We start from the raw sequence: 12,326 nt of genomic DNA on the forward strand, positions 1-12,326 counted from the left end.
CGGCATGCGTTCGATCACGGGTTGCGCCACCGCCCGCTCGGCGGCCTGCGCGAAGAGCCTGGCCACCGTCTCGGCGTCGCGGATGCAGCGGAGCGCGGGCTCCGTGTGCTTCATCCGCCACGGGCGCACATGCGGCCAGGTCATGAGGTAGGAAAGGCGGAGGCCGCCCGGCTCCTGCTCCATCTCGAGCGCGATGGTGCCGGTGCCGTCCCGCCGCAGCGCGAGGTTCGCGTTGCGGATCTTCCGGAACGGCAGATTGAGCGTCATCGTCAGCGCCGCACCGATCCGCATGGCGACCCGGCGGTTGGTGACCGTGTAGACGGTCGCCTTGGCCTGCACGACCCCCACGAGAAGCAGGAGAACGCAGACGATGGCGCCCAGGACCAGGAAGAACGAGGCCGCGGTCGCGCTCTCGGTCCAGGTCTCGGTGGCGGCACCCGCGACCGTCCTCCAGGCGAAGAGGAAGGCGAAGTAGCCCGCGACCCACCAGAAGCTCAGCGCCTCGCGGGTCAGGGCCCACCAGTGGGGCTGTCCCTGCCAGAGGATGTGCTCACCCTCCGGCAGGTTCTCGGGAAGTCCACGGACGGGCTCGGTCTGAAAGTCGTCGTGGTCGTGCATCGGTCGGTCCTCCTTGGTCGTCTCGAACCGCCGCTCAGAGCAGCGGTTCGACGCGGTCCTGCGCGGCGTAGAGGATGCCGCCGCCGTAGTAGGCGGAGATCTTCTCTTCCTCGAGCTTGGTCACCTGGTTCGGCGACTTGGTGACGGGCACGCCGCCGAAGTGCTTGCCGAAGATCGAGTTGACCTTCACCCGGTTCGACAGGATCCAGCAGAACTGGATCGGCACCAGACGGGCACCGCCGCCATGGGCCTCGTCGAGGTCGATCTCGAGGTAGCGCACGAGCTGCTCGGGCGCGTCGATCCACATGTCCGAGATCGTGCCGACCACCTCGCCGTCACCGGCCACCACCGGCAGGCCGCGCGGATCGCGCCCGGCGCTGACGCGATAGGACTCGGTCTGACCCATCGGCACGATCTTGGGATGGCCGTGGCCGTCGAGTTCGGGGACGTCGGCGCGGGGCGTCCACGCGCCCGGACCGATGCCGTCGGCCAGCGGATCGCCCGTCGGCTCGTAGGGATAGCCGTTGCCGGCGGCCCAGGCGACACGCTCCATCGCGAGGCTCTCGCGGCGGTGGGCGGCCTCGTTCTCGGCCGAGGGGACGACGACCTCGCCGCGGCCATGGGGCAGCACGAAGGTCTTCGCGTTCGGAACGGGGAACGGCCCCTGGTTCGGCGCGGCCGTCCCGTCCTCGTTCTCGAGCGGGTAGCCTTCGCGCATGTTCTCCGTCTGGAGATAGTAGATGAGCAGGGCAAAGAAGATCCAGAACAGCCAGATCGAGAGGCTGGCGAGATCGAAGTTGCCGAAGAATGCGTTTACCATTGCCGTATCCTTTCGGGTCGGGGCTTCATGTTGGCAGGTCGGCGAGCCCGATCCTGCCCGTCGCCCCGTTGCGGTTGGTCGTTGCGGTCCTGACGAGGGGGCCGAGGGCCACCAGCGTCATGAAGAGAAGAAGAATCTCGAGGTGGTAGACGACCGAGTAGCCGGTCGCCGGGTTGGCCAGCGCCTCGCCGAGCTGTCCGCTCTGGGCCAGCCCGTTCACGGTGTCGCGGATGCCGCCGCCGATGGCGGTCGAGAGGCCCGCCGCCGTCGCCTGCGCCGCGCCCCAGGCGCCGAGCGCGAGGCCCCGCCCGGCCTTGCCCGCGGTCGGCATGGTCATCGCCGCCGTCAGCGTCGCGACCGAGAAGAGCCCGCCGCCGAAGCCGATCAGGCAGGCGCCCGCGAAGAAGAGCTCCGTCGACGCCCAGGGGTTCGCGAAGATCACCGCCGAGAAGGCCGCGAGACCCGCGAGGATGCCGCGGCCCGCCATGCGGTAGGGGTTGATCCCCGCAGCCAGCCAGCGCGCGGCGAGCGCGAAGCCGACGAGCGCGCCGGTGGCCCAGGTCGCGGTGAGGAGCGTGGTGGACGAAACCGAGAGACCGAGGATCTCGCCGCCATAGGGCTCGAGCAGCACGTCCTGCATGTTGAAGGCCATGGTGCCGAGGAACACGACCGCCAGAAGACGACCGGCGCTGCCGCCGCTGGCGTAGTCGGCCCAGGCGTCGGCGAAGGAGGGTCCTTCCTCCTCACGCTCGGCCCGGGACATCGGGCGCACGCGCTCCTGCTTCCAGAGCGCGATCACGTTCAGCACGACGGTGACGACGGCGGTGCCCTGGATCACCTGGATCAGCTCGATCGGCGTGAATTCCCGCAGGAGCCAGCCGATCACGATGGCCGAGCCGCCCATGCCGACGAGGAACATCACGTAGAGCAGCGCCACGACCCGCGGCCGCGTCTCGTCCGTCGCACGGTCGGCGGCCAGCGCGAGGCCCGCGGTCTGGGTCATGTGCATCCCGATGCCGGTCATCAGGAACGCGATCCCGGCCAGGAGCTCTCCCGCGAAGGGGATGTCGTAGCGGACCTGCGTGACCTCGCCGCCCAGGACGAGCAGCGCCGCGGGCATGATGGCAAGGCCGCCGAACTGCCAGAGCGTGCCGAACCAGAGGTAGGGAATGCGCTTCCAGCCGATGGCGGAGCGGTAGGTGTCGGACTTGAACCCGAGGAGCGCGCGGAACGGCGCGATCAGGACCGGCAGCGCGACCATCGAGGCCACGAGGAAGGCCGGAACCTGAAGCTCCACGATCATCACGCGGTTGAGCGTGCCGAGCAGCATCACCGCCGCCATGCCGACGGACACCTGGAACAGGCTCAGCCGCAGGAGCTGGCTCAGCGGAAAGTCGTCGCTGGCCGCGTCCGCGAAGGGCAGGTAGGCGATGGAGATGCGCTTCAGCAGGTTTCTCATGCCCGGTACTCCAGGCAGGTCGAGATGTAGAAGCCGCGCGAGACGCGACCGACCTCGGAAACGGAGCCTGTCGCGCCGTGCAGGGCCGTCTCGCGGGCGATGCGGCGGGGCGAATGCGGGATCATCGTGGGCGAGCGGTCGGAGCGCGGGAAGAGCTTGCCGGCCGCGAAGAAGGTCATCAGGAACGGCGTGCGCGGGGCGACCGTGAAGACGATCGAGGTCGAGACCCGCTCGGCCAGGTGCGCGATGGCGCGGCCGAGGTCGGGCGCCTCGTAGTAGATCATCGAATCCATCGCCATGACGTGGTCGAAGCGGCCGAGCTCGTCCGACAGCATGTCGCCCGCGGTGAAGGTGATCCGGGAATGCAGCGCCTCGGGGATGCGCCGCCTCGCGATGTCGACGAGCTGGGGCGAGATGTCGATGGCCACGTCCTCGGCCCCGCGGCGGGCGAGCTCCTCGGTCATCGTCCCCGTGCCGCAGCCCGCGTCGAGCACGCGGGCGCCGCCCAGGTCCTCGGGCAGGCGGGAGAGCATGATCGCGCGCATCCGGTCGCGCCCCTCGCGCACCGTCTGGCGGATGCCGGAGACGGGCGCGTCGGAGGTCAGCCGCTCCCACGTCGTCGTGGCGGTCCGGTCGAAATACTCCTCGACCCGGTCGCGCGTGGCGCCGTATGTGGGCGTTCCCACCATCAGTCGAACCCCAGGAGTTCGAAGATCTCGCGGTCCTCGAGCGGTGCGGGCGCGAGCGGATCGGTCCCGGCATAGAGCGTCTCGGCCAGCCGGATGTACTCCTTCCGGCACTGCACGATGTCCTCGTCGTCGGGCATCTCGAAGAGCGTCTTCTTCTTCAGCCGCGAGCGGCGGATCGCGTCGACGTCCGGCATGTGCGCGATGCGCCTGAAGCCGACGGTCTCGCAGTAGCGGTCGACCTCGTCGGTGTCCTTCGAACGGTTGGCGACGCAGCCCGCGAGGCGGACGTTGTAGTTCTTCGACTTGGCCTGCACGGCGGCGATGATGCGGTTCATCGCGTAGATCGAGTCGAAGTCGTTGGCGGTCACGATCACGGCGCGGTCGGCGTGCTGGAGCGGTGCGGCGAAGCCGCCGCAGACCACGTCGCCGAGCACGTCGAAGATCACCACATCGGTGTCTTCCAGCAGGTGATGCTGCTTCAGGAGCTTCACCGTCTGCCCCACGACGTAACCGCCGCAGCCGGTGCCCGCCGGCGGGCCGCCCGCCTCGATGCACATGACGCCGTTGTAGCCCTCGGTCACGAAGTCCTCGGGGCGCAGTTCCTCGGCATGGAAATCAACCTCCTTGAGGATGTCGATGACGGTGGGCTGCAGATGCCCGGTCAGCGTGAAGGTGCTGTCGTGCTTGGGATCGCAACCGATCTGGAGGACCTTGTGGCCGAGCTTTGAGAAGGCGACCGACAGGTTGGACGAGGTGGTCGACTTGCCGATCCCGCCCTTGCCGTAGACCGAGAACACCTTGGCCCCCTCGATCTTCATGGAGGCGTCCTGGTGCACCTGGACCGAGCCCTCTCCGTCCTCGCCCTTCCTGAGGACGGGCGGCGCGCCGAGGGCCCGCTTCTCGAGGCCGGCGGCCTCGCGCATGGCGGCGCGGGCGGCGGGGGGTTGTCTTTCGTCCAGCATCGGATCCGGTCCTTCCTATTCGGCGGCCATGCCCGGGGTGAGACCCTCGAGCCTGTCCTCGAGCTCGTCCGCGCCAGCCTGAAGCGCGGCGAGGGTTGCCTCGTCGGGTTGCCAGTAGTTGCGCTCGAAGGCCTCGAGCAGGCGGTTGGCCATGCGGGCGGAGGCCTGCGGGTTCAGCTCCGCCATGCGGCGGCGCATGTCCTCGTCGAGCACGAAGGTCTCGCTGAGGCGCTGGTAGACCCAGGGCTCGACCTGCCCCGTGGTGGCCGACCATCCCAGCGTGTTCGTCACCTGCGCCTCGATCTGGCGCACGCCCTCGTGGCCGTGCTTCAGGAGGCCCTCGAACCACTTGGGGTTCAGGCTCCGCGAGCGGGTTTCCAGCGCGACCTGCTCCTGGAGCGTGCGCACCTTGCCCTCGCCGCGGGTCTGGTCGCCGATGTAGACCGGCGCTTCCTTGCCGCCCTTGGCGCGCTTCACCGCGCGGGAGATGCCGCCGAGCGTGTCGAAGTAATGGTCGACCGTGGTGACGCCCAGTTCGACGCTCTCGAGGTTCTGGTAGGCGAGGTCCACGTCCTTCAGCGCGCGCTGGAGCAGGCCCGCGTTCTTCTTCGCCTTGCCGTCGCGGCCGTAGGCGAAGGACTTCCGCGCCTCGTAGGCATCGGCGAGCTCATCCTCCTCGCCCCAGGCGCCGCTGTCGACGAGCTGGTTGACGTTCGAGCCGTAGGCGCCCTCGGCGTTGGAGAAGACGCGCAGGCTCGCCTCCTCCATGCCGCAGCCCATCTTCTCGGCGTAGTCGAGCGCGTGGGCGCGGACGAAGTTCATCTCCACCGGCTCGTCGGCCGTGGCGGCCTTCCACGCGGCCTCGGCCAGCATCCGGGTCTGGAGCGGCAGGAGATCGCGGAAGATGCCCGAAAGCGTCATCACCACGTCGATCCGCGGTCGCCCGAGTTCCGACAGCGGAACCAGGTCCGCACCGCAGAGCCGCCCGTAACCGTCGAAGCGGGGCCGCGCGCCCATCAGCGCCAGCGCCTGGGAGATCGGGCCGCCGTCCGACTTGATGTTGTCCGAGCCCCAGAGCACCAGCGCCACCGACCGCGGCATCTCGCCCGCCGCCTCGATCAGCCGCTGCGCCTGCTTCGCGCCGTCCTGCAGCGCGAAGGCCGTGGGCATCCGGAACGGGTCGAAGGCGTGGATGTTGCGGCCCGTCGGCAGAACCTCGGGCGAGCGGATCAGGTCGCCACCCGGCACAGGCTCGATGTAGCGGGCCGAGAGCGCGCGCATCAGGCCGTCGAGCTCGCGGTTGTCGCGGAGGAGGTCCGCGACCCGCGCCTTGGTCTCGGGGTCGGTCTCGGCCATGACGCGCAGGTGCTCCTGCAACTCGGCCTCGCCGATGGGACGGCCCACCACGTGCAGCCCGTCGGGGATCAGCGCGTCCTCGGTCTCGAGCAGCGTCAGCCACAGCCGATCCGGGTTCCGCTCGGCCAGGTCCACCGCCTCGGCCTGCGTCGCGATCAGCGCCGACAGCTCCTCGCGCTCGGGCGCGTCGGGGGCGAGCGCGCGCCAGCGGCTGAGCGAATCCTTCAGCTCCTGCAAGCCCTTGTAGAGGCCGGCGGAGGCCAGCGGCGGCGTCAGGTGCGTGATCGTCACCGCGTTCGAGCGCCGCTTGGCCAGCGTCGCCTCCGAGGGGTTGTTGGAGGCATAGAGATAGACGTTCGGCACCTCGCCGATCAGCCGGTCGGGCCAGTCCCGCGCGCCCAGGCCCGCCTGCTTGCCCGGCATGAACTCCAGCGCGCCATGCATCCCGAAGTGCAACAGCACGTCCGCCTGGTAGGTGTTCCGCAGCCAGAGGTAGAACTGCGTGAAGGCATGCGTCGGCGCGAAGCCGCGCTCGAACAGCAGGCGCATCGGGTCGCCCTCGTAACCGAAGGTCGGCTGCACGCCCACGAAGACCTTGCCGAAGTGCTGGCCGAGCACGAAGATCCCGCGCCCGTCCGACTGGACCTTGCCCGGCGCGGGGCCCCAGACGCTCTCGATGGCCTTCAGGGGCGGCGTGAAGCGCACGATCGTGTCGGCGTCCACATGGGCCGCGACGTTCGCTTCCTGCCCGTACTGGCGCGCATTGCCGTTGAGGACCGCGTGGCGCAGGTCGTCGACCGAGGCCGGAGGCGCCACGTCGTAGCCCTCGGCCTTCAGCCGGTGCAGCGTGTTGAACAGGCTCTCGAAGACGCTGAGATAGGCCGCCGTCCCGATGGCGCCCGCGTTCGGCGGAAAGCCGAAGAGGACGATCCCCACCTTCTTCTCGGCATTGGCCTTGCGCCGCAGGAGGGCGAGGCGCCGCGTCTTCTCCACCAGGCTGTCGATCCGCTCGAGGCAGGGCGCCATGGCCTTGCTGTCCGAGGCGCGCGGGCAGGCATGCGAGCAGCCCTGGCAGCCCTCCGCCCCGTGCCGCCCGCCGAAGACGGTGGGGTTGGTGGCGCCGTCGATCTCGGGCAGCGCGACCAGCATCGTGGTCTCGACCGGGCCGAGCCCGCCCTCGGACGAGGCCCACTGGCCGAGCGTCTGGAACTCGATCGGATGCGCGGCGATGTAGGGCACGTCTAGGCCCTTCAGAACCTCCACCGCCGCCGCGCTGTCGTTGTAGGCGGGCCCCCCGATCAGGCTGAACCCCGTCAGCGAGACCAGCGCGTCGATGCGCCCGCCCGCGAAGTACGCGGCGATGGCGGGCCGCCCGTCGAGCCCGCCCGCGAAGGCCGGGATGACGGCGAGGCCGGCGGCCTGCATCCGCCGGATGACGCCGTCGTAATGGCCGGTATCCGAGGCGAGCACGTAGCCCCGCATCATCAGGAGGCCGACGGTCGCGACCGGGTTCTCCGGGTTCGGCAGGTCGGCCGCGTCGGTCACGATCCGGTGGCCCGGCAGGTCCGGGTGGTAGAGCCCCACGTCCGGATAGTCGATCGGCGCCTCGGCGCGCGCGCCCCGGAAGGCCTTCTCGCGCGCGTAGCTGCCGACGAGGAAGCGCACCATCTGCTCGACGTTGTCGTCCGACCCGCCGAGCCAGTACTGCATGGTCAGGAACCAGGCGCGGAGGTCCTGCGCCTTGCCCGGAATGAAGCGCAGGATCTTCGGCAGGCGGCGGAGAAGCTTCATCTGCTTCTCGCCGGACTGCGCCGAGGGCTCCTTCGAGCCGCGCAGCTTCTTGAGGAGCTTCATCGGCCCGGACGCGGGCTTCATCATGTCGAGCTCGCCCATCTTCGTGAGCGAGACGACCTCCTTGGCGGAGATGACGCCGATCATCGCGTCGCAGGCGTCGCGGCGCGCGCGCAGCTCCGGCAGGATCGCCCGGATATGCTCCTCGATGAAGAGGAGGTTCGCCACGACGATGTCGCCATGCCGGACGGCGATCCGCGCCTCCTCCAGCGCGGCGGGGTTCTCGGCCCATTCCGCGGCGGCGTGGACCGAGACGGCGAGGCCCGGGAACTCGGCCGCGAGGCGCGCGCTCACGCGCGCCGCCGGACCCGCCGCGTGGCTGTCCAGCGTCACGATCACGACCCGGTAGCCGGGGATATGGTCGCCGTCACCGCGCAAAGTGGGCCTTCGCCTCGTAGAGGGTGTCGATGCTGATCTCGGTGACGCCGCGCTCGGCGGCGTATTTCTCGGTGTTCCGGCGCGCCTTGCCGCGCACGAAGAAGGGAATCTTCTTCAGCTCCCGCTCGGCGTCGGCGAGCCAGACCGTGACGTCCGAACCGGTCCCGGCGGGCGCCTCGGCCGGGGCTTCCGCGACCGGCCCCCCGTTCATCTTTCCCGAAATACGCTCTTCGGGAGCGACCTCGGCCACGGGCGCCTCGGTCGCCGGGACGGCGCGCGGGGCGTGGCCGCCGTGATGGCTCGCGCCCGCGTCGTCGTGGAACTCGAAATCCTCGCGGAACATGGCGAGGAGGTGCTCCTCCAGCCCCATCACCAGCGGGTGTATCCAGGTGTCGAAGATCACGTTCGCGCCTTCCCAGCCCATCTGGGGCGAGTAGCGCGCGGGGAAGTCCTGAACGTGGACGGGCGCGGAGATGACGGCGCAGGGGATGCCGAGGCGCTTGCCGATGTGGCGCTCCATCTGCGTGCCGAGGATCATCTCGGGCGCGGCCTCCTCGATGGCCTTCTCGACCTCGAGATAGTCGTCGGTGATCAGCGCCTCGAGGCCGTACTCCTTCGCCAGCGCCCGGATCGGCCGCGCGAATTCCCGGTTGTAGCAGCCGAGACCGACGACCTCGAAGCCCATCTCGTCCCGCGCGATCCGCGCCGCCGTCGTCACGTGCGTCGCGTCGCCGAAGAGGAACACGCGCTTGCCGGTCAGGTAGGTCGAGTCGACCGACTTCGACCACCAGGGCTGGCGCAGGCGGGAGAGGTCCTTTTTCGGCTCTACACCGCAGATCCGAGCCACCTCGGCGACGAAGTCGTGCGTCGCGCCGACGCCGATCGGAACCGTCTTCGTGTAGGGGATGCCGAGCGTCCGCTCCATGTGGCGGGCGGCGGTCTCGGCATGTTCGGGGTACATCAGCACGTTGACATGCGCCGCGCCGAGGCGGGTCAGGTCGTGCGGCGTCGCGTCGAAGGGCGCGACGACATTGATGCCGATGCCCATCTCGTAGAGCAGGCCCTTCACCTCCTCGATGTCGTCGCGGTGGCGGAAGCCGAGCGCCAGCGGCCCGATCAGGTTGGCCGTCACCTCCGGCGTCTTCTCCACCGGGTGGGCGAGCGCCTTGACGAGCTGGTAGAAGGTCTCGTCGGTGCCGAAGTTCTCCTTCCGCTGGTAGGAGGGCAGCTCCAGCGCGACGACGGGAACGGGAATGTCCATCGTCTCGGCCAGCCCGCCGGGATCGTCCTGGATCAGCTCCGCCGTGCACGACGCGCCGACGATCAGCGCCTGGGGGCGGAACCGGTCATAGGCGTCCTGGCAGGTCTTCTTGAAGATGCCGGCAGTGTCCTCGCCGAGATCGCGGCCCTCGAAGGTCGTGTAGGTGACAGGCGGGCGGTGGTTGCGCCGCTCGATCATCGTGAAGAGGAGGTCCGCGTAGGTGTCGCCCTGGGGAGCGTGCAGCACGTAGTGCAGCCCCTTCATGGCGGTCGCGACTCGCATGGCGCCGACATGGGGCGGGCCCTCGTATGTCCAGACGGTGAGCTTCATTCCGCGGCCTCCAGCTTGAGGAGGTCGCGGCGGCGGAGCGGGCGCGAGAAGAGCCCGGCGAGATCGCCCGCCTGGTCGTAGAAATGGACCGGCGTGAAGACGAGCTCGATGGCCCATTTCGTCGTCAGCCCCTCCGCCTCGAGCGGGTTGGCGAGGCCGAGTCCGCAGACGGTGAGGTCGGGGCGCGCGGCGCGGACGCGGTCGAGCTGGAGATCCACGTCCTGGCCTTCCGAGATGGTCGGGCCCTCGGGGATGAGGTCGAGGTCGGGACCGACGAGGCCCTTGTGGATGTAGGGCTGGCCGATCTCGATCGCCTCCATGCCGCATTCGCGGACGAGGAAGCGCGCCAGCGGGATCTCGAGCTGGCTGTCGGGCATGAAGAAGATCGACCTGCCGCGCAGATGCGCAGAGGCATTTGCGATAGCGGTGCGCGCGCGGGCGCGCGGCGCGGCGGTCACCGCCTCGAAGGTGGCGTCGTCGACGCCGAACTCGTCGGCGATGGCGCGCAGCCAGAGGGTCGTGCCCTCCTCGCCGAAGGGGAAAGGCGCCTGGATCATGCGCGCGCCCCGCCGCTCGAGCGCCGCGGCGGTGTCGCCGAGGAAGGGCTGGAGGCAGGCGAAGACGGTGTTCGGCCCGACGCCGGGTGCCTCGGCGCTGCGCGGTGCGGGCAGGACGCGGATCGGGCCGACGCCCATCTTGGTCAGGAGCGACACGGCCTGGTCCTCGACCACGTCCGGCAGCGCGCCGACGAGGAGCAGCTCGCGCGCCTGCGTCTCGGGGAGGACCGGCACCATCGAGGCGAGGCAGGCATCCTCGCCCTGGGTGAAGGTCGTCTCGATGCCGGAACCCGAGTAGTTCAGGACGCGGACGTGCGGCGCATGGATCTGGGTCAGCCGCTCGGCCGCGCGGGCGAGGTCGAGCTTGATGACCTCCGAGGGGCAGGAGCCGACGAGGAAGAGCTGCCGGATGTCGGGGCGGCGCGAGAGGAGCCTCGCCACCTCGCGGTCGAGCTCCTCGTGGGCGTCGGCCATGCCGGCGAGATCGCCCTCCTCGAGGATGGCGGTGCCGAAGCGCGGCTCGGCGAAGATCATGACGCCCGCGGCCGATTGCAGGAGATGCGCGCAGGTGCGCGAGCCGACGACCAGGAAGAACGCGTCCTGCATCTTGCGGTGGAGCCAGATGATGCCGGTCAGGCCGCAGAAGACCTCACGCTGGCCGCGCTCCTTCAGGACGGGAGCGTCGCGGCAGGTGGCCGCCTTGACGGGTGCGGGCTGGTTCACGTCCGGCCCTCCGCCTCGAGGCGCGCCATGCGGAGCTTCCACAGGAACTGTCCGGCGTTGACGACGTAGGCCGCGTAGGCCGCGAGCGCGATCCACATCTGCTGGTCGTGCGGCCAGCCGTCGAGGAGCGCCCAGACATAGGTGAGGTGCAGCGCGATGACGGCGAAGCTGAACACGTCCTCCCAGAAGAACGCGGGCGCGAAGAGGTACTGGCCGAAGACCACCTTCTCCCAGATCGCGCCGGTGACCATGATGGTCAGCAGGATCGCGGTCTTGAGGACGATCGAGACCGTCGCGGCGTCATAGCCGTTCCCCGTCCACATGAAGCGCAGGACGAGGGCGACGGAGACGAGGAAGACGAGGAACTGCACCGGGGCCAGGACGCCCTGCACCGTGGTCCAGATCGTGGCGTCGCGGCGGGCGCGTTCCTCGGGTGTGTAAAGCTGCCTTGACGGAGCTTGTGTCAGGGTCTCGCTCGCCATGAATGTCACGATTCCTTTGGTCTGTAGACGGAATCTGGACCCAATGCACCAGAGTGTCAATCAAAACTTACACTCTTTCGGGTGTCCCGGATTGACAGTCGGGGGGTGTGATCTGCCCTGCCCGGGCTTGAAAAAAAGGGGTTTCAGGCCCAAGTTGAGGCGTGGAACCGGATCGGACGACGGGTCGTTGGCCCCTGTGTCAATTTCCTTTGACAGGGTGGGCCGAATGCCAGAGTATGGAGGAAACGCATTGCACACGATCCTGCGCTGGACTGCAGAATGACGACGGACGTGAGCAAAACGCGGTGCATCAGCATGAACATCGATACCAAAGGCCAGACAGACGCCGTCGCCGGGGTGGGGGATGCCGAGATCGCGCGTCTCGCGGCCCGTGCCATCGCCGTCCTCCTGAGGGAGCGCGACACGCAGCGCGCCACCGTCGAGGCGCGGCTGATGCTTCTCTGCGACGCCTTCCTGTCCGAGCGGGACGAGACCCGGCACGCGGTTCTCGGCCGGATGCGCCGCGACGGCATTCCGGTGGATGACCTCGTCGACCTCGTGCTGCCCGAGGTTGCGCGCTTCATGGGGCGTCGCTGGGCCGAGGACGACATCAGCTTCGCGGACGTCACCATCGGCGCCGCCCGCCTGCAGGAGACCGTCCGCCTGCTGACCAAGGGATGCGGCCGCGAGGAGGAGCGTCACGACACGGTGGACGGCACCCGGCCCAGGATGCGCAAGCCGGCCAGGCGCGTGCTTCTCGTCGTTCCGCGGCCCGAACATCACACGCTGGGCGTATTCGTGGTCGCCGATCAGTTGCGCAGACGGGGCTACGAAACGGAC

9 protein-coding genes and 1 pseudogene are annotated in these 12,326 nt (G+C 69.3%); 1 reads left to right on the forward strand and 9 read right to left on the reverse strand.

Going from position 1 to position 12,326, the window contains the following annotated elements; all coding sequences use genetic code 11:
* From puhB to bchF, 9 genes are all read right to left on the reverse strand, one after another.
* A partial coding sequence (puhB, locus tag ACTS11_RS06605; protein WP_442639539.1) for a photosynthetic complex putative assembly protein PuhB occupies window positions 1–618 on the reverse strand: 618 nt, incomplete at its 3' end.
* A gap of 34 nt (window positions 619–652) precedes the next feature.
* Window positions 653–1,438 carry a photosynthetic reaction center subunit H gene (gene puhA, locus ACTS11_RS06610; RefSeq protein WP_442639540.1) on the reverse strand — a complete coding sequence of 262 codons (786 nt, stop codon included), beginning with the start codon at window positions 1,436–1,438 and terminating at the stop codon, window positions 653–655.
* A gap of 25 nt (window positions 1,439–1,463) precedes the next feature.
* Window positions 1,464–2,897 (reverse strand): PucC family protein, encoded by a 1,434-nt coding sequence (locus tag ACTS11_RS06615; RefSeq protein WP_442639541.1) that lies wholly within the window; start codon window positions 2,895–2,897, stop codon window positions 1,464–1,466.
* The gene (gene bchM, locus ACTS11_RS06620; protein ID WP_442639542.1) at window positions 2,894–3,586 is read right to left on the reverse strand and encodes a magnesium protoporphyrin IX methyltransferase; all 693 of its coding nucleotides are present in this window, start codon (window positions 3,584–3,586) and stop codon (window positions 2,894–2,896) included. The genes ACTS11_RS06615 and bchM overlap by 4 nt, the downstream gene beginning before the upstream one ends.
* The gene (bchL, locus tag ACTS11_RS06625; RefSeq protein ID WP_442639547.1) at window positions 3,586–4,509 is read right to left on the reverse strand and encodes a ferredoxin:protochlorophyllide reductase (ATP-dependent) iron-sulfur ATP-binding protein; all 924 of its coding nucleotides are present in this window, start codon (window positions 4,507–4,509) and stop codon (window positions 3,586–3,588) included. Before bchL ends, bchM begins: the two co-directional genes overlap by 1 nt.
* A 54-nt stretch (window positions 4,510–4,563) precedes the next feature.
* Entirely contained in the window at window positions 4,564–8,133 is a 3,570-nt protein-coding gene (locus ACTS11_RS06630) for a magnesium chelatase subunit H (RefSeq protein ID WP_442639543.1), read from the reverse strand.
* Window positions 8,123–9,724, reverse strand: coding sequence for a ferredoxin:protochlorophyllide reductase (ATP-dependent) subunit B (gene bchB, locus ACTS11_RS06635; RefSeq protein WP_442639544.1), 1,602 nt, complete (start codon window positions 9,722–9,724; stop codon window positions 8,123–8,125). The genes ACTS11_RS06630 and bchB overlap by 11 nt, the downstream gene beginning before the upstream one ends.
* Window positions 9,721–11,004, reverse strand: a complete 1,284-nt coding sequence (locus tag ACTS11_RS06640) for a ferredoxin:protochlorophyllide reductase (ATP-dependent) subunit N (protein ID WP_442639545.1) — start codon at window positions 11,002–11,004, stop codon at window positions 9,721–9,723. Before ACTS11_RS06640 ends, bchB begins: the two co-directional genes overlap by 4 nt.
* A complete protein-coding gene (bchF, locus tag ACTS11_RS06645; RefSeq protein ID WP_442639546.1) occupies window positions 11,001–11,486 on the reverse strand; it encodes a 2-vinyl bacteriochlorophyllide hydratase in 486 nt (161 codons plus the stop codon). The genes ACTS11_RS06640 and bchF overlap by 4 nt, the downstream gene beginning before the upstream one ends.
* Window positions 11,487–11,765: 279 nt before the next feature.
* Here bchF and ACTS11_RS06650 point away from each other — a divergent pair.
* Window positions 11,766–12,326, forward strand: a pseudogene (locus ACTS11_RS06650) (hypothetical protein); the annotation flags it as partial.

It is taken from the genome of Roseicyclus sp. (genome assembly GCF_052168335.1).
Classification (GTDB): Bacteria; Pseudomonadota; Alphaproteobacteria; order Rhodobacterales; family Rhodobacteraceae; genus Roseibacterium.

What these genes read in the sequence shown, in the direction of transcription:
- puhA (WP_442639540.1), bottom strand. Translation starts at nt 1,438, where the DNA reads ATGGTAAACGCATTCTTCGGCAACTTCGATCTCGCCAGCCTCTCGATC.
- ACTS11_RS06615 (WP_442639541.1), bottom strand. Translation starts at nt 2,897, where the DNA reads ATGAGAAACCTGCTGAAGCGCATCTCCATCGCCTACCTGCCCTTCGCG.
- bchM (WP_442639542.1), bottom strand. Translation starts at nt 3,586, where the DNA reads ATGGTGGGAACGCCCACATACGGCGCCACGCGCGACCGGGTCGAGGAG.
- bchL (WP_442639547.1), bottom strand. Translation starts at nt 4,509, where the DNA reads ATGCGCGAGGCCGCCGGCCTCGAGAAGCGGGCCCTCGGCGCGCCGCCC.
- bchB (WP_442639544.1), bottom strand. Translation starts at nt 9,724, where the DNA reads ATGAAGCTCACCGTCTGGACATACGAGGGCCCGCCCCATGTCGGCGCC.
- bchF (WP_442639546.1), bottom strand. Translation starts at nt 11,486, where the DNA reads ATGGCGAGCGAGACCCTGACACAAGCTCCGTCAAGGCAGCTTTACACA.